Genomic DNA, 22313 nt, shown 5'->3' with positions numbered 1-22313 from the left:
ACTACCTTGCCAACTCAGGCTACGCGTTCGACTAAACCTGAAATGCTCTAGGCCGGGTCGGAACCCGGCACGGCGTCCAACTGCCCGCCGCCAGGTACCGCTGCACCGTCTCCCGGTTACACCCAACCTCGGCCGCGATCCGCCGCGTACCCCAGCCCAGACCGTGCAGCCGCTGCATCGCCGCCACCTCGTCCGGCGTCCTCATCACTTGCCTCCGCCCGTCCCTGCCGGGTGGAAACATGCCCAATCGATCCATCATTCCGCTTCTCCCTGCTACGCAGGGTGGCTGGGTTCCTGGTGTCGCCTCCGGATGGCTTTACCCTGTCGCCTGACATGCTCGCGTGTATCGTGTCGGCGCTCGCGGATAAGGCCTGAATACTCCCGTTTTCGTTCTGCTGGCGGATGCCGCCGCGTCGATCTGCCTTTCGCAGTGGGCGTGACGACGGAGGCGCGTGCCCCCGGTAGCCGCATGTTCAAGGTGCGCGATACCATTAGACAATTGCTCCAACCCGGCCTGCTTCCCCACTTTCCGCCCCATGCAGAGGCGTCCCGGCCGAGAGCGTCCATGCTCCGGCCGCCCGCTTCGCTGGCGAGGGAGCGATTGCATGAAGACGAAGGGTATCGAGCAAAAGCTGTTCGGACACGGGGGTACCGTGGAAGGTCGCCTATGGCTACGCACAGGCGGTGCAGGGTGGCGACACGGTCGTCGTCCCGGGCCAGCTCAGCCATGACGATGCCGGCAGCCTGATCGGCCCCGCGCCTGTCGATGCACTGGGCAGGAACTGACCCGCGCGGCAATCGGACGCCTCACCGAGCACGTCCCCTGTGCAGCGCGCGCGATGTCTGACGCCGAGCCGCCCCTTCGTCTGAATTCCCTCTGAGCTGTTTTCCATTCCACCAAGGAGAGCTACCCGTGACAAGCGAGACGATCCGCAATCCTCAGACCGACCATCTTCTCACGCCGGAGAATGCAGCTCTCCTCATCATCGACTACCAGCCAGCCCAGGTCTCCTCGATCCGTTCGATGCCGCGTGAGGAACTCCTCTTCAACATCACGGGCGTAGCCAAGGCGGCCATCAATTATGGTGTCCCGATCATCCATTCCACAGCGAACGTCGCTTCCGGCCTCAACAAGCCGCCGATCCAGCAACTGCAGGACATCCTCAGCCACCTACCGACCTACGACCGGACCACGCTCAACGCTTGGGAAGACGTCGACTTCAAGCAGGCGGTCAAGGCGCTTGGGCGCCGCAAGCTCATCATAACCGCGCTGTGGACCGAGGTATGCTTGACCTTTCCCGCGCTCGACGCTCTTCAGGAAGGCTATGAGGTCTATGTCCCCGTGGACGCCGTGGGCGGCACGTCGGTCGCGGCGCACGAGGCGGGTCTGCAACGTGTCGAGCAGGCCGGCGGCAAGATGATTAGCCGCGTCCAGTTGTACTGCGAATTCCAGCGCGACTGGACCCGCAAGGCGACCATCCCCGGCTTCATGGACGTTTTCGAAAGCTTTGACGGGTTCAACCCAGAAAAGGCCAAGGCGGCGCACGCAGCCTGAACAATGGCTGACGTCTGACAGCCCGTTTGAAAAGGGCGTCGTGGTCGGATTGAAAGGTGCCGAGCCGGGTCACCGGCCTGGCTTTGGAGTGCTTTCTCGCCCGATGGCGATTAGTTAGTCCCTATAAATTCGTGCGGTGGTTCAAGAGTCAGTCGTTTGCCGACTTTCAAAACCCAACCGCATGCTCACCACAATGACCCCCAAGGAACAGACGCACCTCGGATAGACCACGTTCGTGTGCGCCGCCAACGGCCTGGCCGGCGCTGGCGCTGGCGCTACAGGCCGTACACCGCCTTCGCGTTCCCGGCGAAGATTGCGCGCCTCTCCGCCTCACTCATTCGGCACTTAAAGGCGTAGCGCGGGTCGTCGCTGTCCCAGTGTGGATAGTCGGTGGCGAAGAGCAGCCGGTCCCAGCCGATCCAATCGATCAGCTTGCGCAAGTGCTCCGGCTCCTCCGGCTCCTCGACCGGCTGGGTGGTGAACCAGAAGTTGGACTTGAGGTAGTCGGACGGCTTGCGCTGCAAGTGCGGCACCTCGGAGCTTAGTGCCTGCCAGTGGCTGTCCATACGCCAGCCGAGGCTTGGCACCCAACCGAAGCCGCCTTCGACGATCACCATCTTCAGTGTCGGGAAGCGTTCCGGCACACCCTCTAGGATGAAGCTCGCCACCATGGCGGCCAGCGACATCGCTACCGCCGAGTGCTCCTCATAGTAGTAGGAGGGCCAACCGCCGGCGGCGACCGAATGCCCGCTTGTGCCCAAGGTGTGCAGGCCGAGCGGAAGGCCATGATGCGCCGCCGCTTCATAGATTGGCCAGTAGCGGCTGCGCCCGAGCGGCTCTTGTGCCCGGGTCACCATCGAAACCTGGACGAAATCTGGATGACCGGCCCAGCGCTCAATCTCCTTCACTGCGGCCTTCGCATCCTCCCCGGGCACGGCAATGGTGCCCTTCAGCCGCTTGTCTTTGGCGGTCCAGTCGTCGTGTTGCCATTCGTTCACCGCGCAGGAAACCGCCTCAGCGAAGCCTGGGACGCGTTCATCCATTCCACGGACCGAGAGCGGCTGCAGCATGCCGTATTCGATTTCATGGAAATCGAGATGCTGAGCCCGCATGAAATCAAGATCGCTGCCCGGTGGCCCGCCGGTTGGCGGCCAGGAATCGCGGCGCGACAAAGCCGGCGCCGATTTCGGATAGGGGTAGGTGCTGGTAAAGGGCTGGCGCAGCCGCAGCCCGTACTCCCGCCGGTGCTGCTGCCAGCGGGGTGACAGCCAGCGGTCGAGCTCTTCCGCCGAGCGCATTGCCGGATGAACGTCGCAATCAACGATGCGCAGCCGCGACTGCGCGGGTTGATCGGGGCGGGGGAGGGTGGTCGCACTCACTGCACGCTCTCCTTCAACCGTGGATAGGTCGCCAACGCATTGTCGCGCAGCACGCGAGGCCGCAGCCGCTCCGGCAGTCCGGGCGGCAGCGCCGCATCCCCATCGAAGCGCCAATGCGGCCAGTCCGTCGAGAACAGCAGCAGGTCGTCGTTGCCGATCATCTCCAGCAGGGCGCCGAGGTCGGTTGGGTCCGGCGGTGCATCGAGCGGCTGGACGGAGATGCGCACATGCTCGCGGAAGAGCGCCGTCGGGTCACGATCTACCCAGGGCACCTCGCGCCGCAGCGCCCGCCATTCCTTGGTGCTGCGCCAGAGGAAGCTGGGCACCCAGCCGATGCCGGCATTTAGCAGTACCACCTTCAGCCCGGGATAACGGTTGAAGACTCCTTCCGAGATCATCGACAGCAGTTGGCTCTGGAAGGTCTGCGCGAAGTTGACGTGGTCCTCGATAAGGTAGGTCGGCCACCCATTGGCGGAGGGGGCGAAGCGGGTGCTGCTGGTCACCTGCAACGCGACGGGCATACCGTGCCGCTCAGCCGCTTCGAAAATCGGCCAGTTCACCCGCCGGCCGAGCAGCGTCTCCGCCGCGCCAAGCACCAGCACCTGCACGAAGCGGCGGTCGCCGGCGCGCCGCTCGATCTCCGCTACCGCCAGGTCTGGGCTTTCAACCGGCACCAGGATACCGGCCCGCAGCCGATCATCCTTGTCCAGCCATTCCCGGGCGATCCAGTCGTTGGTGGCGCGGCAGAGCGCGGCCGCCATGTCGATATTGTGCAGCGCTGGTGCGCCGAACAGCGGGTTGAGGATACCGATGCCGGTCCCAAAAGGCTCCAGCGCCTGCGATCGCAGCTGCTCGACAGTGCCACCCGCCAGGCCCTTTGCGGGCCGCCAGTCGGCACGCGCCGTCAGCGGCGCATTGCGAGGCCAGAGCGAGAAATCGAGATCGTCGAGCCCGCGAGAGGTAATCTCCTCCCGCCAATGGTCGTCGAGATAGGGCAAAAGCGCCATGCAGCCGGGCAATGCTGGGTGCAGGTCGCAGTCGATAGCGCCGCGCGTCTCGGCCGACATGGGCGTCCTCCTCCGCGTGTCGGCTAATCAGACCAGCAGACACGCCGGCCGGGCGCCGCCTTACGGCCCCAGCGTTATTGACAGCAGCATGGGTGCCGGCATGGCCTTCGTCAACTAGAGCGGTTTCCTGCCTGACTGAATCGCTTGTGATCCCGCGAGCGGCAGGGCGGTGATTCACTGGCGCCTCGGCATAAGGGGCGGTGGATATGTCCAAGGCGCTGTCGGTCGACTTGCGGGAGCGCGTGGTGGCGGCGATCGCGGCGGGGTCGTCCTGCCGAGCGGCGGCCGTCCGCTTTGGGGTGAGCGCGGCCAGCGCGGTCCGCTGGGCGGCGCTGGTGCGGGAGGCGGGGTCGGTCGCGCCAGGGCCGCTCGGCGGGGACCGGCGCTCGGCGCAGATCGAGGCGCATGCAGCGCTGATCCTTCGCCTCGTTGACCAGAAGTCGGACATCACGCTGCGGGAGATCCGGGCTGAGCTGGCCAGGGCTGGTGTGTCGGCTGGCATCGGCACGCTGTGGCGGTTCTTCGACCGGCGCGGGATGACGCGTAAAAAAAGACAGCCCACGCCGCGGAGCAGGACCGCCCGGACGTCCTGAGGCGGCGCTGGGCGTGGTTCGATGCGCAGCCTGATCTCGACCCGGACCGGCTGGTGTTCATTGATGAAACCTGGGCCTCGACCAACATGGCCCGCACCCATGGCCGGGCACCCCGGGGCGAGCGGCTGCGGGCCGCCATCCCACACGGCCACTGGCTGACCACGACCTTCGTCGCCGGCTTGCGCAACACCGGCATGGTCGCGCCCATGGTGCTCGACGGGCCGATTAACGGCTCGCTCTTCGTGGACTATGTGGAGCAGGTGCTGGTGCCCGAGCTCCGCCCTGGCGACATCGTCGTGATGGACAACCTCAGCAGCCACAAGGGCGCAGGCGTCAGGGCCGCCATCGAGGCCGCAGGCGCGAGCCTGCTCTACCTCCCGCCCTACAGCCCCGACTTCAACCCAATCGAGCAGGCCTTCGCCAAGCTGAAGGCTGCCCTCCGCGCAGCGGCCGAACGCAGCCTCGACGGCCTGTGGACTGCCATCGGCCGCATCATCGAAACCTTCACGCCAACCGAGTGCGCCAACTACTTCGCCAACGCAGGCTATGATGCAGACTGATGGGAAAACGCTCTAGAAGCACCACGAGCGGCCTTTTCCCTTGACTGGACGGGTGTCGGGCCGGTGCTGTGACAGCAACAATATCAAAGGGAGGATACAACGTCATGCCGCGAAGCATGCCCGCCATCCCGCGCCGCGTCCTGCTGGGCACTACGCTGGCCGCGCCCTGGCCCATCCAGGCACAGGAGGCATTCCCCAATCGCCCGGTGCGGCTGGTTCTGCCCTTTGGCCCCGGCGGCGTCTCCGACACGCTGGCGCGGCTGATCGCGGAGCAGGCGCGGCAGTTGCTTGGCCAAAACGTGGTGATCGACCCGAAACCTGGCTCGAATGGCGTCATAGCGACCGAGCACGTCGCCCGCTCGGCAAAGGATGGCTACACGGTGGGCTACATGGCCTATGGCTCCATGGTTACCGGCCCGGCTCTGGGCCAGCCGTTGAATTACCGGATCGAGGAGTTTCAGCTGCTGACGGCGATTTTTCGGGCCGCACAGGTGCTGGCTGTGGCTAAATCCGTCCCGGCGCACAGCGTGGCGGAGTTAGTCTCGCTGTCGAAAGAGCGACCTGTCGCCTATGGTACGGTCGGGCGTGGCGGGCCCGGCCACATCTTGATGGAGATGTTGGCGGGCGAGACAGGCGGCCGCTTCGAAAACGCAGTTTACCGCACCGAAGCGACAGTGGTGCAAGACATGATTGGTGGCGCCATCCCCGGCTTCATGGGAAGCCTGATGCCGGCGCTGGCTCAGCACCAGGCCGGCGAGATCCGCATTCTGGCAATCACCACGCCCCAGCGCATTGGGGCGCTTCCCGACGTGCCAAGCTTCGCCGAACTCGGACTGCCCGCCCTGACTTTCCTGTACTGTCATGGCTTGGCGGTGCCAGCCGGCACGCCGCGACCAGTGGTGGAGCGGCTGCACGGCGCCTTCGGCGCTGCGATCTTGAGCGAGGCGGTGCGATCGCGCATGACACCCGACATGGCACCCGACGTGACGACCCCGGAGGAGTTCACGGCAAACATTCGGCGGGAGACGGCGGCGCTGTCGAAGGTGATCCGCGAGCGCGGGATCACTGTCGGGTAGGCCGTGTCAGATATCGATAACGATGTAGTTCTCCTCGATGCTCACCGCGACCGTTTCCGCTACATAAGGCCTCTGCACCAGGCTTGCGCCTGGCGCGACTTCGACCGGGTAGTGCCTAATCTTGATCCGCGACGGGTCGCACCAGGACTGGCCGGTGCGGATGTCGAATTCCCAGCCATGCCAGGGACAACGGATAATCTCGCCGGCACGGGAAACCTGAAATTCGCCGGGCCGGTCGGAGGTGAGGAGGCCGGTGATCTCGCCATCGCAGAGGCCGGCGCCCTGATGCGGGCACTGATTAATCAGCGCGAAGAACTCGCCGCTCAGGTTGAAGACGACGATCGGCCGCCCCTTCACGTTCACCAGTTTGCGGCTGCCGGGCGGCAGGTCGGTAACCGCGGCGACGATATGCTTGCTCATTCGGCGGTATTTCCCGTCCCTGGCCCGTCCACGGCGTTTCGCCGGACGCTAACATCCGCGCTCGGCGACCGGCAACGCGGCGTAGGTGTCAGCCACCCTCGAAGGTAATGCCGAGTTTGCGGATCAGGTCGCGCTCGATCGGCACGCGCTTCGCCACCCAGGCGCGGTACTCCTCACCGGTCATATAGAGGGTTGGCATGTCGTAGCGCGCCAGCGCCGCCTGGTGCGCCGGATCGAAGAGCGCCTTGCGGAAGGTATCGTGCAACAGCTGCACCACCGCCGGGTCCATCCCCTTCGGCCCCGCCAGCGCATAGGGCGCGATGCCGCCGATATCGTGGCCGTATTCGCTGATCGCCGGGGCCTCGGGGAAGCGCTTCGGCCGCTCGTTGCCCCAGATCGCCAGGATACGCATTCGCCCCGCGTCGACATGCGGCGCCCAGCCGCTGGAGTCGGCGATGGCATCCACTTGGCCCGAGAGCAGCGCTGTCGTCGTCTCAGCCACGCCACGATAGGGCACGTGCAGCATCTCGGCCCGCTCGGCGGCCAGCAGCTGCGCCATGACGAGGTGCGACAGCCCACCGACGCCCGAACTCCCGAAGGAAATCTTCCCCGGGTTCGCCCGTGCCTCTGCCATCAGCGAGGGCCAGTCACGCCAGCGCGCCTCGCTCCGCACTACCAAGCCTGAGAGATAGCCGGTCAGTGCCAGGATATAGGTGAAGTCGTTCACCGAATCCCAGCTGGCAGACCGCGTCATGAAGGGGTGCGACAGGACGCCGGAATGGATCTGGCCGATCGTATAGCCATCGGGCTTGGCTTGGCCGTGCAGCATTTGCGCGGCGAAGGTGCCGCGCGCGCCGGGACGGTTTTCCACCAGGACCGGCTGGCCCAGCTCTCGCCCCGCGATCTCCGCTAGCACGCGCATCTGGCCATCGGTGGAGCCGCCCGCAGCCCAGGGCACGATCAGCCGGATCGGCCGGTCCGGAAAGCCGGCGGCGTGGCCAAGCGATGGCGCAGCGAGCATCGCGGCGGTGATCGGCCCCAGCCGGCGACGGGTGGGATGCATGGCCTATCCTCCTGCGGCCGCTCTGTCGGCGGCCATCGGAAGGCAGGCTAGGTCGGACGGGCGCCGAAGTTCAATGGCAGAGCCGCCGTGCAGGGCGGCGCTGGATGATTTCGGCCTTCGCAGCAGCCGGTATCGCCCCTAGCCTTCCCGCAAGCCAAAAGAGCCAGGCATCCAGCTGCCAAGCCGGTGGAGGAGGCCAGTCCGGGTGGCGGAAATCTCAGGGTGCGTGGTGCGGGCCCGATGAACCGCGTCCGCATCTTCCGCCGTACCCTGCTGGGCAGTGTCGGAGCCCTCGTTGCGCCGTCGCTGTGCCGCGCCCAGGGCATCAGCGCCCAGGGTAAGGGGCCCAAAGGCTGGCCGGACGGCCGCAGCGTCAGCCTGGTGATCCCGCACCGTGCGCAGCGGCATCCGCGGCCAGGCCTATCACGCGGCGCGGCGGGCCTTCGAGCAGCGGCAGGCGGCGGCGCTGGGCTTGTGGCTGGAGCCCAAGCTTGATGTGTATCGTTACGCCGGTACGTCGGCAAAGTGGCAGGCGACGGCGCCGCCAAACCCGTCGGCGTGCAACTCCGGCTCCACTTGGCTGCAGAGCGGCTGCGCCTTCGGACAGCGGGTCACGAACCGGCAGCCGCTCGGCGGGCTAATCGGGTTCGGCGGCTCGCCCTTCAGCGGCAGGCTGCGCCCGCCGCGTTCCAGCTTCGGATCGGGGACTGGCACCGCGGCGATCAGCGTCTGGGTGTAGGGATGCCGCGGCGCCCGGAACAGCGCCTCGGCCAGCGCGACTTCCATGATCTTGCCGAGATAGAGCACGACGATGCGGTCGCAGACATGCCGTACGACGGCCAAGTCGTGGGCGATGAACAGGTAGGTCAGGCGGAAGCGTTCCTGCAGATCGACCATCAGGTTGATGATCTGTGCCTGGATATTGACGTCGAGCGCAGAGACCGGCTCGTCCGCCACGACTAGGTCGGGCTGCATGGCAAGCGCGCGGGCGATTGAGATCCGCTGCCGCTGGCCGCCGGAGAACTCATGCGGGAACAGCGCGGCAGACCGGGCGGGCAGGTTGACGATATCGAGCAATTCCGCGACCCGGCGCCGTGCCGCGGCCTCGCCGGCGACGATGCCGTGCAGCCGCAGCGGGCCCGCCAGGATGTCGCCAACCGACATTCGCGGGTTGAGCGAGGCGTAGGGGTCCTGGAAAATCATCTGCATCCGCCGGCGCAGCGGCCGGATCGCTGCTTGCGACAATGAGGCGATATCCTGACCGTCGAAGCGGATCGTGCCTGCGGTCGGCTTGTGCAGCCGGGTCACAAGCCGTGCCAGGGTGGACTTGCCGCAGCCGGATTCGCCGACCAATCCCACCGTCTCGCCGCGATGCACGGTCAGGTCGATGCCGTCCACCGCGCGAAGGATGCGCTGCGGGACGAAAAAGCCCTCGCGCGGTAGGGCAAAATGCTTCCTCAGGCCGCTCAGGACCAGCAGCGGTTCCGCCTTCGCCGTTTGCTGGGGCGCCGTGTATGCTGGCCGAGCCGGCACCCGCAGCGTTTCGCCCTGCTGCGTCACCCAGCAGCGCGTCGCGCGATCCGCGTTGATCGGCAGCAATTCGGGATGTTTCGAGCACTTTTCCACGGCAAAGGGGCAGCGGGCGCGGAAGCGACATCCGGTCGGCCACGCGCGTCGGTCTGGCGGCTGACCCTCGATGGTTGTCAGCCGCCGACCGTGTGTCTGGCTGTCGAGCCGCGGCGCGGCATTCAGCAACGCCCAGGTATAGGGGTGCTTCGGGTCGCTCAGCAGGTCCTCGGGCGAGCCTTCCTCCACTACCTCGCCGGCATACATGACCAGCACGCGGGAGCAGATATTGGCGATGACGCCGAGATCGTGGCTGATCAGGATAACCGCCGTGCCCAGGTCGGCATTCAGCCCGCGCAGCAGGTCGAGGATCTGGGCCTGGATCGTCACGTCGAGCGCGGTGGTCGGCTCATCGGCGATCAACAGCGCCGGCTCGTTGGAGAAGCCCATTGCCAGCATCACGCGTTGCCGCATGCCACCCGAGTATTGGTGCGGGTAGCTGCGCACCGCGCGCTCCGGCGCGGTGACGCCCATCCGGCCGAGCAGCGAGATGGCGCGGGTCTGTGCGGCTTCCGGCGTGAAGCGGCCATGCGCGGTCATCGCCTCGACCAGCTGCTTGGCGATGCGCAGCACCGGGTTCAACGAGGTCATCGGATCTTGGAAGACCATGGCGATGTCTCGGCCACGCACCTTACGGATCGCGTCCTCGTCCAAGTGCGCCAGGTCTCGGCCGCGGAAGGTCACCGCGCCGTCCACGATGCGGGCCGGCTCGTCTAGCAGCCGCATGATCGACTTGGCGCAGACGCTCTTGCCCGAGCCGGATTCGCCGACGATACCTAGCGTCTCGCCCGCGTGCAGGTCGAAGCTGACGCCGTCCACGGCGCGGACCGGGCCGGCATCGGTCAGGAACCAGGTTCGCAGGTCGCGGACCTGCAGCAGCACCTCAGCGGTTTCTTGCATGGGGATCCAGCCAGTCGCGCAGGCCGTCGCCGACGAAGTTGAAGCCCATGACCACGGTCAGGATCGCCAGTCCAGGGAAGGTCGCCACCCACCACTGCTGCACGAGTTGCCGCCCTTCGCCGACCATGGCGCCCCATTCGGCGGTCGGCGGGATGGTGCCGAGGCCGAGGAAGGAGAGGCCGGCGAAGACCAGGATGGCGTTGCCGAGGTCGAGCGTTACTAGCACGATTAGCGGCCCGACAGCGTTTGGCAGGATCTGCCGCAGTAGGATATGCGCCGGGCCGAAGCCCACCGATTGCGCCGCTTCAACATACTCGAGGTTGCGCTGCGTCAGCACCAGGCTGCGGGCGAGCCGGGCAAATTTTGGCCACCAGACCACTAGCATGGCGATGCAGGTGTTCACCGTGCCGATGCCAAGCGCCGCGGCGATCGCCATGGCCAAGATGATCGGCGGAAAGCAGAAGACGAGGTCGGTGACGCGCATCATCACCTCCTCCGCCCAGTGTCCCGCATAAGCGGCAATCGCGCCGACCAAGGTGCCGAAGAATGCACCGAGCAGGACGACGGTGAAGCCGACCGAGAGCGATACGCGCGCCCCATAGATCACCCGCGTCATCACGTCCCGGCCTAAGGTGTCGGTGCCGAGCCAGTGTGCGGCGGAGGGTGACTGCAGCCGCGCGCCAACCTCGACGAAATTCGGATCGTAGGGCGTCACCATCGGCGCCGCGACCGCCAGCAAGACCCAGATCAGCACGACGCAGCCGCCGAAGGCCGGCAGGCCGTAACGCCGCCGCCATCGCTGTGCCGGTGTGGCGACTGGAGGCAGGGCAGGGGTCCTCATGTCTTCGCCACCCGCGGGTCGAGCAGGGCGTAGGACAAGTCGACGACGATGTTCACGAAGACGAAGACGATCGCCACGATCATGGTGATGCCCATGATGGCGGGGAAGTCGAGCGCCACGGCACTCTGGTAGGTGTAGCGGCCGAGGCCGGGCCAGGAGAAGACGGTCTCCGTCAGCACCGCGCCCGACAGCAGGTTGGCATAGGCGAGGCCGCCGAGGGTCACCACCGGCAGCATCGCGTTCGGCGCCGCATGACCCAGGACAACGATGCGCTGGCGCAATCCCTTGGCACGGGCAACGCGGACATAATCCTGCGAAAGCGCCTCCAGCATTGCCGCGCGGGTAGTCCGGGTGATTAGGCCGAGTGTCGCGCTGGCAAGCACTATCGAAGGCAGCACCAGATGCGCCACGGCGTCGTGGAGGGTTTCCCAATCCCCGGCGAGGATGGTGTCCACCAGCAACAGGCCGGTGACACGGTCGGGCGGGAAGGCGACTGGGTCGAGCTGGCCCGGTCCCGGCGCGATGTCGAGCCAGCCGTAGAAGATCGCCAGCATGATAAAGGCGAGCCAGAAGGTCGGAGCCGAGACGCCGATCAGCGACACGACGCGGGCGATGTTGTCGATCCAACTGTCCCGCCGCACCGCGGCGATGACGCCGAGCGGAAGGCCAACGAGCAGCGACAGCAAGAAGGCGACCGAGGCAAGCTCGACCGTCGCCGGCGCATATTCCGCGATATCCGCCAGCACTGGCCGACGCGAAACCAGCGACGTCCCGAGGTCCCCGTGCAGCAGGCCTTTCAAAAAAATCCAGTACCGGTCCCAAATCGGCAGATCGAGGCCCCATTTCTGGCGGAACTCGGCAACGGTGGCTGGGTCGGACGCCGCCATGTCGCCGAGCTGCGACAGCACCGGGTCGCCCGGGCGGTATTGGCAATCAGAAAGATCGCCAATGTCGCCAGCAGCACCATGACGGCGGCGGTGACCAGCCGCGTCGCGACGTATCGGATCATCCGGCGGGTTTCGCACCGTCCAGTTCCGCCATCCAGCCCGCCGCCGTCAGGCGCAGCCCGGCGACGGACTTGCGGACCGCGAGGCACCGTCAAGTTGAGCGGACTTGGCGAGCCGGTCCGGGTCAGGTAGGCAGCCGAAATGAGCTCTCCGGCCGCCAAGTCCCCCTATTCTGGCCATCGCTTCCCGGCCGAGGTGATCAGCCAGGCGGTCTGGCTGTATTTTCGTTTTCCGCTCAGCCTTCGGATGGTCGAAGACATGCTGGCAGCACGTGGCATCGTGGTCAGCTATGAAACCGTGCGGCAATGGGCGCTCAAATTCGGCCAGGAGTTCGCCAATCAGATCTGGCGGCGGCTGCCCCGCGCCGGCGACAAATGGCATCTTGATGAGGTCGTCATCAAGATTGCCGGGGTGAAGCATTGGCTCTGGCGTGCTGTGGATCAGACCGGGATGGTGCTCGACGTGCTGGTCCAAAACCGACGCGACAAGCGTGCCGCCAAGCGCCTGCTGCGCAAGCTGCTGAAGCGGCAGTGCCGGGCGCCTCGCGTCATGATTACTGACAAACTCCCGAGCTACGGAGCGGCCAAGCGGGAGGTGATGCCCGGTGTCGAGCACCGCCAGCACAAAGGCCTGAACAATAGGGCCGAGAATTCACACCAGCCAACGCGACGAAGAGAGCGACAGATGAAACGCTTCAAGTCAGCGCGGCAGGCACAGCGTTTTCTCTCTGCCCACGATCAGATCGCCAACCTCTTCCATCTCCACCGCGACCACGTCACTGCCAGTGAGTATCGCGCTGCAAGGCTGCGTGCGTTCGAAGTGTGGGCCGATATCAGCGGGGCCGCTGCGGCAGCTTGACTGTCGACTGGTGACCGCCGTGACCGGCCAGCTTGCTCGCCCAAAGGCCAGCAACTTGACGGTGCCGGTCACCTCCATCACCACCCGTGCCTGGGCTCAGGTCAAACTCTAGGGCGGCTGGTATCAGGCCATCTATGCAACAGAGCCGATTTGCTTCGACAATATGCCAATTCGTTCCGCACTGAGCGTATAAAGCCAGGCTGTTAAATCGATCTGAGGTAGTGCTAGCCTCCCTAACAGTGTCTACTTCGTTTGGCGCCTGCACCTTAGCAGTGTGCAGCGGGGAGTAGTCCCAAAGGGGAGGATTCCGCGTGGCCTTTGACCCGACCAACTACACCTTCACCAAACTTACGCAGTTCGGCGACTATGATCCGCCTACTCTCTATGACATCAACAACAAAGGCGAAATCATCGGCGAAACTGGAGTAAAAGGCATTCTGCTGCGCAATGGTGTCGTGACTGACGTGATCGTGCCCGGAGCAATTCGCACCATCCCGCAGGGGATCAACGACAAGGGCGACATTGTCGGCACCTATACCGATCCAGACTTCTCGCTCCATGGTTTCCTATACAGCCAGGGCGACTACACGCAGCTGGACATTCCTGGCGCTGGCCGCACGGATGTCACGGGCATCAACAACCGCGGCCAGATTGTAGCCTTCGCCGCCGATGGCGGCACGGCGACCGAACCCGGCGGCTACATCTACGAAAAGGGCGAATGGAGCAAGATCGAGGTCACCAATGACCCCGACGCCTTTCTCGTTCCCGATGGCATCAACAACCGTGGGGTCATCGTCGGATCAACCAGCAACGAAGCCTTTGTGCTCGAGGGCGGCCAACTGACCTTGGTCGACAATCCGCTGTCCGAGTTTTACATCGATTTCAGGGACATCAATAACCAGGGCCAAGTCGCTGGCACCCTCGCGCCATTCGCGCGCTCCAGTTCTGGCTTCGTCTACGACGAAGGTGGGGTCACGACGATTGGCCCGCCTCGGCCGACCGACCGGCCAACGCAATGGACCATCAACGGCATCAACGATGCCGGTGCCCTCGTCGGAAACTTCGACAATAGGTTCAGAGACGAACAGGGAGACCCCACCGGCAACTATGCCTTCATAGCCACGCCCAAGGTCGCCCAGCCACCAAAGCCGGCCCAGCCGGCCGTAGACTGGAACGAGCTGGCTGCACGGGTGGAGGCCAACTTCGCGGCCACTGGCAAGTGGTTCATCCCTGACGACATCAGAGTGCCAGAGCCAGCCGAACCCGCCGTGGACTGGAACGCCTTGGCGGCTCAGGTCGAAGCGAATTTCGCCGCCACCGGGAAGTGGTTCCTCTAGGCTCCGGCATCGATCAGGCCCATCCGCGTAGAATGGCGCTTCGAGACCCGTCAGGTCGATCTGATTGGGCAGGGTTTCGACGCCGCCATCGGCAGCGGCATGGAACTGGCGCCAGGCGTGGTGGCTCAGCAACTCGCGCCGCTGCATGTCATCGCAGTGGCTTCGCCGGAGTATTTGCAAGGTCGCCAGCCGCCGCAGGAACCACACGAGCTAGCAGACATGGATGGAGTCTCGATGCGCTCGGCGCTCACCGGACGCCTACGCGTCTGGAGGATGCGTAATCGCGAAGGGGTGGAAGCCACACTGCAGCACAAAGCGCGCCTGATGGCCGACGAGCCCGAGGCGATCTGCCGTGCGGTCCTGATGGGATTAGGAGTGGTAATGATCTCCATGACAAGCGTGGAACGTCATCTGCAAAGCGGCGCGCTCCAGCGCCTGCTGCCGGATTGGTATGCTGACCTCGGTGCCGTATCCCTCTACTTCCCCAGCCAAAAACTGCTGCGCGCCAAAACCCGCGCCTTCGTCGATTATGTCACCGCCGCGTTTCGCAAACAGAATTTGGCGCGGCGATTTTCAGCGGAAGGCTGACGGAGGGGAAGGACAGGACAGATTGCGGCTTTCAGCGGTGAGCAGCGTCCGCACCGACACTCAGGCAAGGAAGACCGGCAAACACGTCCTAAATTCGGCGGTTCGAAGAGGCATTCCACGACCGCTCGTGGCGCAACGATGACTCGACGTTTGCAGTTCCCGATGTCCGCTTGCGGCTGAGCGGCGTCCAGACCTAACTAACCGTCGTGGGCGCAAAGCAGTCGATCCAGCCACTTCCGAGCATATGCCTACACCGTCTCCGAACCTGACCTTATCCGGCGAAGGTTCTGAGCTTGAAAGGGCTAGATGCAAGCCGTAACCTATGGGAACCCATCAGGTTGTTGGATAAGGCGCGATATGGAAAAAGCGGACGATTAAGCGTGAGGCCGACGCGACCGTCATTGACGATGATGGGACACCCGCCCGATGTGTCACCCATTCTCTGCGAATATAGGACGTAAGCATTCAAATGACTGTCTCGTTGCTCACTCGCGCCGTGATTAATCATCTTCCGCTAAGCGCGTTCGCCAATCTTCTTTATCGTTCGGAACTTCCTGACTCTTGGTAGATCACACGCGGCAGTTCGGAGCTTCGTGTCGGTGAAAGCCCGCTTTGCGAACAGCCTTTCGGTAAACCGTTCCGCTATTCGGGCTTGACGCCAGCCTCGCGGGCGATGCGGCCCCAGGTGGCGACCTCCTCCTCCACCTGGCGGGCGAAGTCGGTAGCTGGCCCGCCGGCCGGAGTGATGCCCTGCGACTGCAGCCGGTCGGCGACTGCGGGACTCCTGACCACACGCGACATCGAGGCGTTGATAAAGGCGACAAGCTCAGGCGGCATGCCCGCGGGCCCGAAGGCAGCGTACCAGTTGACGGCCGTCAGCCCACGATAGGTTTCGCTCATCAAGGGGACGTCCGGGAGCACTGGCGAGCGCTCCAGCCCGCCGATTGCGACGGGGACCATACGCCCTTCTGAGATGTGCGGGAGCGAGTTGACCAGGTTGTTGATCATGGCCTGCACCTCACCGCTCAGCAGCGCCGTGGTGGCTGGGGCGGCGCCGCCGTAGGCAACATGCGAAATGTTGATTCCGGCCATGGCTTTCAGTCGCTCCATGGCGAGGTGGTTGTTCGTGCCATGCCCTGCGGAGGAATAGTTGAAAGCGCCTGGCTGCTCTCGCACGCGGGCCACGAACTCGGGCAGCGTCCGAACGCGAAGCGAGGGGTGCACCACGAGCAAGAAGGGACCATCGGCGAGGCGGACGATAGGCGTGAAGTCGCGGACCGTGTCGAAAGGCAAGCTGCGCAGCACCGCCGGGTTGATGACGTGCGAGTTCGCGGTCACCAGCAGAGTGTGCCCATCGGGGGTGGCGCGCGCTACAACGGCGCTGCCTGTGCTACCGCCAGCTCCGGGACGGTTCTCCACGACGACTGGCTGCCGCCATTCCGTCTCCAGCTCGGCGGCGACGGACCGGGCGATCGCGTCGGTCGGCCCGCCCGCAGCGAAGGGCATGACGACCCGGACGGGACGAGTAGGGAAGGAGGTCTGAGCCGTGACGGCCTTCGGTGCGAGCAGAAGCGGCGCAGCCAGCGCCAGAGGCAGCAGGGTTCGTCGCGTACAGGTCATTGGCGTCATCCCAAACAGTTCTGGCGGCAGGGTGCCATGACCGCTTCGATCCGCGCCACAGGCTCCACCTCGAGTGGCGCTCGCAGGTTGGAAGCCGGGGCGAGCTGCACCTGGCGAACCGGCCGATATCCAAGCCACCTTCCCCCTCTCGCACGTCGAGAGCAGCTGTGTTCCGCCCCACCGGTCTGCCCTCGCGCGGTTGACGGAATCAAGCCGGGCCGACACGCTGACCCTCGAGAGGGAGAGACGTCATGCCTAATCGCCGCGCCTTGCTTGCCGCGCTGCTTGCTGCCCCGGCCGCCACCCGCGCGCAGGGCACCTGGCCCGCGCGGAGCGTGACGGTCGTGGTGCCATGGGCGGCCGGAGGCTCAACCGACTTCCTCGCCCGCGTGCTGTGCCAGCGACTGTCCTCCGACCTCGGCCAATCCTTTGTCGTGGAGAACCGGCCCGGTGCAGCTGGGACAGTCGGCCACGCCGCCGTGTCCCGCGCGAGGCCGGACGGCCACACATTGCTGATCGGTGCCAACGGCACCTACGCCATGGCGCCGCACCTCTACGACAACCTTGGCTACGACACGTTGACGGGCTTCGCGCCGGTCGGGCTGCTCGCCCGCACGCCTATCTTCTTCGGCGCGAACCCGCGTCTGGTGCCCGGCGGAATGGCGGAGTTCATCGCACGCGCGAAGGTCGAGCCGGGCAAGGTTGCCTATGCTTCGTCCGGCGCCGGCTCGTCGGCGCATCTCGCGGCGGAGCTGTTGGCCATCATGGCGGGCGTGGAGCTGCTGCACGTGCCCTACCGCGGCGGCGGGCCCGCGGCCCAGGCGCTGGTGGCGGGGGAGGTTGCGATGGGCCCGACCGATGCGCCGACCGCGCTGCCACTGATGCGCGGCGGGCAGATCAAGGCGCTTGGCGTCGGCAATCCCGCGAGAACGGCCCAAGCGGCAGAGGTGCCGACTGTGGCCGAGGCGCTGCCTGAACTCGCCGGGTTCGAGTGCGCCGCCGAGTTCTGCATGCTCGCGCCGCCTGGTACGTCAACCGAGATCATCTCCCGGCTGCATGGTGCTGTCCTCACCTCGCTCCGTCATCCGGAGGTAATCGGGCGCCTCAATGAAGGGGCGATGGAGCCGATCGGAGCGCTCCCAGAAGCGTGGGAGCCCTATCTTCGCCGCGAGCTGGAGAAATGGGGTAGCGTGATCCGCACGCGCGGCATCCGCATAGGCTGAAACGCCGTCCAACGCCGCCTGCACGGTAATCTGCTGTGAATTCGGCAGCGCCAGCGGGTGCGGGGCTGCCGCACGGTTCCACACGGTACGGTACCTTAAGCAGCCTTCGTGTGGGCGGTCGTGTCAGCACCGCCAGACGCAGCTGCTTCATCACTCGCCAGCACTCGTGCCAGCGGAACCACGATCTCGAAAACAAGCCCACCCGGTTCCCAGCGTCGCACCACGGATCCACCCAGCTGGCCGCGCACCGTGTTCTCGACCACCCGCGTGCCGAAGCCTCGATGCCCCGGGGCACCGGCGACGGCAGGCCCGCCTGTTTCGGCCCAGTGCAGGCGCAGCAGCCCGTCTTCACCCTCCCTGCGGCCCGCCCGCCAACCCACCTCAACGCGCCCGTCGGGGACGGAAAGCGCGCCGTATTTCGCTGCGTTGGTGGCCAACTCGTGCAGCACCATGGCGAGCGGCTGTACTGCCGAGGTAGCGAGCGTGATCGGCGGCCCATCCAGGGACACCGTCGACCTCACTTCTCCGATGCCCGGCGAGCAGTAGGCGGCCAACTCCCGCTCTGCGACGACGCGCAAATCGGTGCCCGACCAACCTCCCTCCGCAAGCAGCGAATGCACGCGCGCGAGCCCGGCGATCCGTGCCTCGGCAGCGGCGAACGCCCCTGGCCTGTCCCGAGGGGTGAGCCGCAGCACCGACTGCACCACGGCAAGGACGTTCTTCGAACGATGGTCCACCTCGCGCATGAGGAGGTGCTGGCGCGCCTCGGCCGCCTTCCGCGCCGAGACGTCACGCATGATGACGGTGAGAAAGCTCCGGTCCTCGGCATCTCGCCATTTGGCGATGGAGAGATCGAGCGGCACGGTCGAGCCGTCTTTTCGCCGCCCCTCAACCTCGCGCACGGCACCATTGGCGTTCTGCTCGATGGTCCGAGAGAAGGTTGCGAAGCAGGTGCCGTGACCCGTTTCCACGAGCCTGGCCATGCTGGTCCCGATGACTTCTGACGCGGCATAGCCAAAGGTCACCTTGGCGGCACGGTTGAAGGAGAGCACCGTCCCGCCCTCGTCGGTCACCACGATGGCGTCCGCAGCCGTGTCCAGAACCGCACGCAGCCGCGCTTCCCCGACCGCCACCGCTCGCGCCCGCTCCCGCAGTGCCATGTGCGCGTGCAACACTGCCGCGCGAAGCCGTTCGAACTCGAGCACGCGCACCCGCGGTCCCTGCGGCACGATCTCGGCGGCACCGCCGCTCGCGGCGACGCGCTCGGCCTTCTGGGTCAGCCAGTCCACCGGCCGGAGCACCCGCCTGGCGATCCGGATGGCGACGGCGAGGGCGATGCCAAGCGCGCCCAAGGCTCCGAACGCCAGCGTGGCGAGCGGATTGGATAGGCTCGCGTGATAGGTGGACAGCGGCTCGGCGACGGTGACGAACCATCCAGGCGTGCCCGACACACGCCGGAAGGCGGTGACCACCTCGACGCCGGACCGGTTGGGGCCTCGCAGGATGCCAGACTCGCCACGGTTCACGCCCTCGGTCACCCATCCACGGACCGCTTGGCCAACGAAACTCTCGGGCTCGGCGGATCGGGCCATGATCCGCCCGGTCCCGTCCATGAGCGATGCGTAGCCATTGCCACGAAAGGTCTGCCCGGACAGCATACGCGAGATCCTGTCGGCCTCCAGCGCGGCTCCGATGGCGAACACAATCTGCTCCTGGCGAACAACTGGGACGTAGACCGGTGCCACCCATCGCCCGGTCACCTGCCCCTTCACGAGACCGCCGACCGCGGGGCGGCCGGTATCGAGGACGCGCCGCACCACTTCCGCCGATTCCCTTGGACGCCAATCTGGGATCCCGTCGCTTATGGGGAAGTGGGTGTGCAGCAGAAGGGACAGGTCTGGTGCCACGAGAACGATGCGAGTGTTGAGCATGGTGGCTAACTGCCGTGCCCGCTCGTGGAACGCGACCAGGTCGCCTTTCCCGTCAAGGCTACGCGCGGTCGCCAAGGTGGCAAGGGCCAAGGTGTGGGATGCGACCTCAGCCTCGACGGCGCTCGCCAGCGCCTTGGCAGTGCCCTCCAACCGATCGTCAAAAGCTTGGCGGTAGCTGCTGGCCCCGGCCCACACCGCGATGGCACCGACGGCGAAAGCCGGAATGAGCGCCGCGACCACCAGGGCGACGATATGCGCCCGAAGGCCGTGCATCTTGGTCGCGGTCGCTGCTGGTGCCTGCATGCTGGTACTGTATGGCTTCATAGATGAGCTAATACTCTACCAAAAGGCGACAGACTGCAAATGAAGTTGCAAAATCAAAACACTTGATCTTGCAATCACGAGCTTTATCCTGTACCTTCGTCTTCGTTCTCCGGTTTCTCGGCCATCGTACCGACCTTCATGCCAACGAGCGTCTGAGGCTTGGCCGCGCTTGGCGCATCACGGTTCGTCAGGCCCTGGTCCGACAGCGAGGCGCCACCGCATGGGCCCACACATGGCCGCGGCTCCGCCTTGGTCGTCTCATGGACGATGCGCTGCAGATCCTCATCGCTGCTGCTCTCAGGAAGGCCCGCAGCGCTGCGTCCGACTATCTTGCTAGCGGCACGCTCTTCCAGGCCTTCCAAGCGGCTCCACGGCGCTCCAGCCGCTGGCGTAGGCCACGCTCGATCACTTCGTCTTTTCGAGAGGCCCAAGGGAGCAGATCACCAGCAACGCGTGTCTTTGGTGCATTGCGCTTGCGGGGGCTGCTCTGATGGGCTCGGCTCTAGGGTCGGCTTGGGAGCGGGACCGTGTGATGGCGGTGCGGGGTCATCGAGGTGGGCCGCTGGCGCGGTACAACGTCCGGGACTGGGCGGCGTATGACCGTGCGCTCTTGCGACGCTGGTCCTGACCCTCGAAACCGGTCCACTTGGAGCACAAATTTTTCGGGCACTCTGATCCCAAGGAGGGGTCGTGCCTGGAAGCAGAAGCGGTACACGGACGAACAGATCGCCTTCGCCCTGAGGCAGACGGAGACAACGTCTGGTGAGACCCAGACCTTGATATCGCCCTGGCGCACGAGCGAGCGGTCGTAGGCGGCCCAGTCCCGCGCCCCACACCTCGCCCGCGGCCCACTTCGACGACCCCGCATCGATATTTACCCCATTCTGTTCCTACCCCCACCCCGGAGCCGAGCCCACCAGGGCAGCTCCCATAAGTGAGATGCACCAAAGGCCTCTCAGACCTCACAGACGTGCAACAGTGTGCTTATATGCGGGGCATGAAGACGACTCGGTCCCCCAAGCCCGCCGCTCGCTCCAGCCGAACGGTTGCTGCCAAGGCAACGGCCAAGCGTGCAACGGCGAAGAAGGTCGCGCCGAAGACTGGAAGCGGCGTGGTCGTTCGCAAGCGCGCCAGCATGGGCGGCACGGTCCGAGCCTCCGTGTCCGCCCGCGCCGAGCTGGCCAGCCTACTCGACCGCATTCATCGCAACATCGACGAGACCGAGGCGCTGTTGGCGGACTGACGGTCGGTGGCTATCTGGGACGATCTGAAGGCCGTCGCGCTGGCGGTGCACCGCCTCACCGAGGCGGAAAAGAAGCTGGCCGAGCTCGCGGCGGAGAACAAGACCGCTATCAAGGAGCTACGCGGCCAAATGCAGGAGTTGCGCGAGCGCCAGATCCGGATCGAGGCGAAGCTTGAGAGCCTGGACGAGGTGGTCACCACCAAGGCACAGGGAAGTGCGGCGATGGCGGTCGCGCAGGCGCTGGGTCCAATTATGGAGCGCCTGGCCCGGTTGGAGAGCCAGCCGCCTTTGCCACCGCGACTACTCCCGCCGGGCGGCTGATCTGTCGGGCGGCATGCGCAGGATCCGAGTGCTGTTGTGCTGGACGGCCACCGAGGAAACTGGTGATCTCCGCAACCCTGAGGAACTGGGCGCCGAGTGCACCCAGACGGACCCCCGCTGTGCGATCCAGGCCACGGCTGTCCGGCGGACTTCCGGCGCGAGGACGGTCGCTTGGTGCCGGTCTTCCCGGATCTCTTGCAGGTGACCGACGCCAATTGGGAGGCGCTGGAGTGGGTTCGCTCGCTGCGCTGGTACGTCGAGTTCTGAGACATCGATTGGATGCTCCGGATGCTGCACAGCTACGTCATCAGCCGCCGGACCAGTCGTGGGTCATCCTTTATTGGACACGTTACACGCCCAAGCCCGTACAATCATGGCTCTTTCACTTTGCGGATAAGTCGCTTCAGCAGATATTGGATAAGGGATGTTGTGGAGTTGACTAGGCTCGCTACGAGCTCATCAAACAAACAAACTATAGCCTAAAATTGCCCTGGTCGTAATAGATTTGACAATGTCGCAAGTGATGGTGGGCTTGTTCTTATTTTATAGATCATTCTTTTCGTACGGCTCCATGCCTCGTTGTAGAAGCCAGCTAAAGCTGAGCGAACTGCGCATCACCAGCTATCAATATATTTCAGGTTTCTTCATTTGATCAGCCTAATCTTTCGTCAATGTGGCCGCCCCGCGACTGTCTCTCTAGCCGACCGACGGAGATGGTTGCACACTCTTGAGTGTCCGTCCGGGATCATATTGTTCTTCGGCATAGCCTTCGCAGCATGAG

The 22313-nt window shown here is 65.2% G+C and carries 22 protein-coding genes; 11 read left to right on the top strand and 11 right to left on the bottom strand.

Annotated features, from left to right (window positions below; all coding sequences use genetic code 11):
* Nucleotides 1-31 precede the first annotated feature (31 nt).
* Nucleotides 32-205 carry a hypothetical protein gene (locus tag AC5JJ6_RS12890; protein ID WP_496042424.1) on the bottom strand — a complete coding sequence of 58 codons (174 nt, stop codon included), beginning with the start codon at nucleotides 203-205 and terminating at the stop codon, nucleotides 32-34.
* A gap of 708 nt (nucleotides 206-913) precedes the next feature.
* Here AC5JJ6_RS12890 and AC5JJ6_RS12885 point away from each other — a divergent pair.
* Entirely contained in the window at nucleotides 914-1555 is a 642-nt protein-coding gene (locus AC5JJ6_RS12885; RefSeq protein WP_496042423.1) for a hydrolase, read from the top strand.
* Nucleotides 1556-1830: 275 nt separating this feature from the next.
* Here AC5JJ6_RS12885 and AC5JJ6_RS12880 read toward each other — a convergent pair whose 3' ends face one another.
* Together AC5JJ6_RS12880 and AC5JJ6_RS12875 are read right to left on the bottom strand one after the other, a co-directional pair.
* Nucleotides 1831-2934: an amidohydrolase family protein gene (locus AC5JJ6_RS12880; protein ID WP_496042422.1), complete on the bottom strand. Its 1104-nt coding sequence runs from the start codon at nucleotides 2932-2934 to the stop codon at nucleotides 1831-1833.
* Entirely contained in the window at nucleotides 2931-4001 is a 1071-nt protein-coding gene (locus AC5JJ6_RS12875) for an amidohydrolase family protein (protein WP_496042421.1), read from the bottom strand. The genes AC5JJ6_RS12880 and AC5JJ6_RS12875 overlap by 4 nt, the downstream gene beginning before the upstream one ends.
* Nucleotides 4002-4207: 206 nt before the next feature.
* Here AC5JJ6_RS12875 and AC5JJ6_RS12870 point away from each other — a divergent pair.
* A protein-coding gene (locus AC5JJ6_RS12870; RefSeq protein WP_496042420.1) for an IS630 family transposase occupies nucleotides 4208-5154 on the top strand; the annotation gives its coding sequence in 2 pieces (ribosomal slippage) (nucleotides 4208-4547 and nucleotides 4547-5154; 948 coding nt in all).
* Nucleotides 5155-5258: 104 nt separating this feature from the next.
* Complete coding sequence (locus AC5JJ6_RS12865; protein WP_496042419.1) at nucleotides 5259-6230, top strand: Bug family tripartite tricarboxylate transporter substrate binding protein; 972 nt, start codon at nucleotides 5259-5261, stop codon at nucleotides 6228-6230.
* 6 nt (nucleotides 6231-6236) lie between these two features.
* On the opposite strand, the gene AC5JJ6_RS12860 is transcribed toward AC5JJ6_RS12865, so the two are convergent.
* Together AC5JJ6_RS12860 and AC5JJ6_RS12855 are read right to left on the bottom strand one after the other, a co-directional pair.
* The gene (locus tag AC5JJ6_RS12860; RefSeq protein ID WP_496042418.1) at nucleotides 6237-6650 is read right to left on the bottom strand and encodes a Rieske (2Fe-2S) protein; all 414 of its coding nucleotides are present in this window, start codon (nucleotides 6648-6650) and stop codon (nucleotides 6237-6239) included.
* Nucleotides 6651-6738: 88 nt separating this feature from the next.
* Nucleotides 6739-7713: a tripartite tricarboxylate transporter substrate binding protein gene (locus AC5JJ6_RS12855; protein WP_496042417.1), complete on the bottom strand. Its 975-nt coding sequence runs from the start codon at nucleotides 7711-7713 to the stop codon at nucleotides 6739-6741.
* 222 nt (nucleotides 7714-7935) lie between these two features.
* Between AC5JJ6_RS12855 and AC5JJ6_RS12850 the strand changes: the two genes are divergently transcribed.
* On the top strand, nucleotides 7936-8208 hold the full coding sequence (locus AC5JJ6_RS12850; protein ID WP_496042416.1) for a hypothetical protein: 273 nt from the start codon (nucleotides 7936-7938) through the stop codon (nucleotides 8206-8208).
* Between the two features lie 9 nt (nucleotides 8209-8217).
* Here the strand turns inward: AC5JJ6_RS12850 and AC5JJ6_RS12845 are convergent, their stop codons facing one another.
* The 3 genes from AC5JJ6_RS12845 to AC5JJ6_RS12835 form a co-directional block, all read right to left on the bottom strand.
* Complete coding sequence (locus AC5JJ6_RS12845; RefSeq protein WP_496042415.1) at nucleotides 8218-10239, bottom strand: ABC transporter ATP-binding protein; 2022 nt, start codon at nucleotides 10237-10239, stop codon at nucleotides 8218-8220.
* On the bottom strand, nucleotides 10223-10993 hold the full coding sequence (locus AC5JJ6_RS12840) for an ABC transporter permease (protein ID WP_496042414.1): 771 nt from the start codon (nucleotides 10991-10993) through the stop codon (nucleotides 10223-10225). The genes AC5JJ6_RS12845 and AC5JJ6_RS12840 overlap by 17 nt, the downstream gene beginning before the upstream one ends.
* An 83-nt stretch (nucleotides 10994-11076) precedes the next feature.
* Nucleotides 11077-11988, bottom strand: coding sequence for an ABC transporter permease (locus AC5JJ6_RS12835; RefSeq protein WP_496042413.1), 912 nt, complete (start codon nucleotides 11986-11988; stop codon nucleotides 11077-11079).
* Nucleotides 11989-12228: 240 nt separating this feature from the next.
* Between AC5JJ6_RS12835 and AC5JJ6_RS12830 the strand changes: the two genes are divergently transcribed.
* From AC5JJ6_RS12830 to AC5JJ6_RS12820, 3 genes are all read left to right on the top strand, one after another.
* A complete protein-coding gene (locus AC5JJ6_RS12830; protein WP_496042412.1) occupies nucleotides 12229-12945 on the top strand; it encodes an IS6 family transposase in 717 nt (238 codons plus the stop codon).
* Between the two features lie 311 nt (nucleotides 12946-13256).
* Nucleotides 13257-14282 (top strand): hypothetical protein, encoded by a 1026-nt coding sequence (locus AC5JJ6_RS12825; RefSeq protein ID WP_496042411.1) that lies wholly within the window; start codon nucleotides 13257-13259, stop codon nucleotides 14280-14282.
* Nucleotides 14283-14294: 12 nt separating this feature from the next.
* Nucleotides 14295-14870: a substrate binding domain-containing protein gene (locus AC5JJ6_RS12820; protein ID WP_496042425.1), complete on the top strand. Its 576-nt coding sequence runs from the start codon at nucleotides 14295-14297 to the stop codon at nucleotides 14868-14870.
* Nucleotides 14871-15512: 642 nt separating this feature from the next.
* Here AC5JJ6_RS12820 and AC5JJ6_RS12815 read toward each other — a convergent pair.
* Nucleotides 15513-16490 (bottom strand): Bug family tripartite tricarboxylate transporter substrate binding protein, encoded by a 978-nt coding sequence (locus tag AC5JJ6_RS12815; RefSeq protein ID WP_496042410.1) that lies wholly within the window; start codon nucleotides 16488-16490, stop codon nucleotides 15513-15515.
* Between the two features lie 251 nt (nucleotides 16491-16741).
* Here AC5JJ6_RS12815 and AC5JJ6_RS12810 point away from each other — a divergent pair, with 251 nt between their 5' ends.
* Entirely contained in the window at nucleotides 16742-17713 is a 972-nt protein-coding gene (locus tag AC5JJ6_RS12810) for a Bug family tripartite tricarboxylate transporter substrate binding protein (protein WP_496042409.1), read from the top strand.
* A 95-nt stretch (nucleotides 17714-17808) separates the two neighbouring features.
* Here the strand turns inward: AC5JJ6_RS12810 and AC5JJ6_RS12805 are convergent, their stop codons facing one another.
* Complete coding sequence (locus AC5JJ6_RS12805) at nucleotides 17809-19947, bottom strand: PAS domain S-box protein (protein ID WP_496042408.1); 2139 nt, start codon at nucleotides 19945-19947, stop codon at nucleotides 17809-17811.
* A gap of 104 nt (nucleotides 19948-20051) precedes the next feature.
* Nucleotides 20052-20330: a hypothetical protein gene (locus tag AC5JJ6_RS12800; RefSeq protein WP_496042407.1), complete on the bottom strand. Its 279-nt coding sequence runs from the start codon at nucleotides 20328-20330 to the stop codon at nucleotides 20052-20054.
* A 635-nt stretch (nucleotides 20331-20965) separates the two neighbouring features.
* Between AC5JJ6_RS12800 and AC5JJ6_RS12795 the strand changes: the two genes are divergently transcribed.
* The 3 genes from AC5JJ6_RS12795 (at nucleotide 20966) to AC5JJ6_RS12785 (ending at nucleotide 21799) form a co-directional block, all read left to right on the top strand.
* Nucleotides 20966-21211: a hypothetical protein gene (locus AC5JJ6_RS12795; protein ID WP_496042406.1), complete on the top strand. Its 246-nt coding sequence runs from the start codon at nucleotides 20966-20968 to the stop codon at nucleotides 21209-21211.
* Nucleotides 21212-21217: 6 nt separating this feature from the next.
* A complete protein-coding gene (locus AC5JJ6_RS12790; protein ID WP_496042405.1) occupies nucleotides 21218-21532 on the top strand; it encodes a hypothetical protein in 315 nt (104 codons plus the stop codon).
* Between the two features lie 96 nt (nucleotides 21533-21628).
* The gene (locus tag AC5JJ6_RS12785) at nucleotides 21629-21799 is read left to right on the top strand and encodes a hypothetical protein (protein ID WP_496042404.1); all 171 of its coding nucleotides are present in this window, start codon (nucleotides 21629-21631) and stop codon (nucleotides 21797-21799) included.
* Nucleotides 21800-22313: the final 514 nt, after the last annotated feature.

Source organism: Skermanella sp., assembly GCF_059503625.1.
The sequence above is the reverse complement of the archived record's forward strand: the minus strand, read 5'-3'. Positions and strand labels throughout refer to the sequence as shown.

Bases quoted from the DNA above. Each gene is read 5' to 3' on its own strand.
- AC5JJ6_RS12890 (WP_496042424.1), bottom strand. From the start codon at position 205: ATGAGGACGCCGGACGAGGTGGCGGCGATGCAGCGGCTGCACGGTCTG.
- AC5JJ6_RS12875 (WP_496042421.1), bottom strand. From the start codon at position 4,001: ATGTCGGCCGAGACGCGCGGCGCTATCGACTGCGACCTGCACCCAGCA.
- AC5JJ6_RS12865 (WP_496042419.1), top strand. From the start codon at position 5,259: ATGCCGCGAAGCATGCCCGCCATCCCGCGCCGCGTCCTGCTGGGCACT.
- AC5JJ6_RS12860 (WP_496042418.1), bottom strand. From the start codon at position 6,650: ATGAGCAAGCATATCGTCGCCGCGGTTACCGACCTGCCGCCCGGCAGC.
- AC5JJ6_RS12855 (WP_496042417.1), bottom strand. From the start codon at position 7,713: ATGCATCCCACCCGTCGCCGGCTGGGGCCGATCACCGCCGCGATGCTC.
- AC5JJ6_RS12845 (WP_496042415.1), bottom strand. From the start codon at position 10,239: ATGCAAGAAACCGCTGAGGTGCTGCTGCAGGTCCGCGACCTGCGAACC.
- AC5JJ6_RS12830 (WP_496042412.1), top strand. From the start codon at position 12,229: ATGAGCTCTCCGGCCGCCAAGTCCCCCTATTCTGGCCATCGCTTCCCG.
- AC5JJ6_RS12815 (WP_496042410.1), bottom strand. From the start codon at position 16,490: ATGACCTGTACGCGACGAACCCTGCTGCCTCTGGCGCTGGCTGCGCCG.
- AC5JJ6_RS12810 (WP_496042409.1), top strand. From the start codon at position 16,742: ATGCCTAATCGCCGCGCCTTGCTTGCCGCGCTGCTTGCTGCCCCGGCC.
- AC5JJ6_RS12805 (WP_496042408.1), bottom strand. From the start codon at position 19,947: ATGCAGGCACCAGCAGCGACCGCGACCAAGATGCACGGCCTTCGGGCG.
- AC5JJ6_RS12795 (WP_496042406.1), top strand. From the start codon at position 20,966: ATGAAGACGACTCGGTCCCCCAAGCCCGCCGCTCGCTCCAGCCGAACG.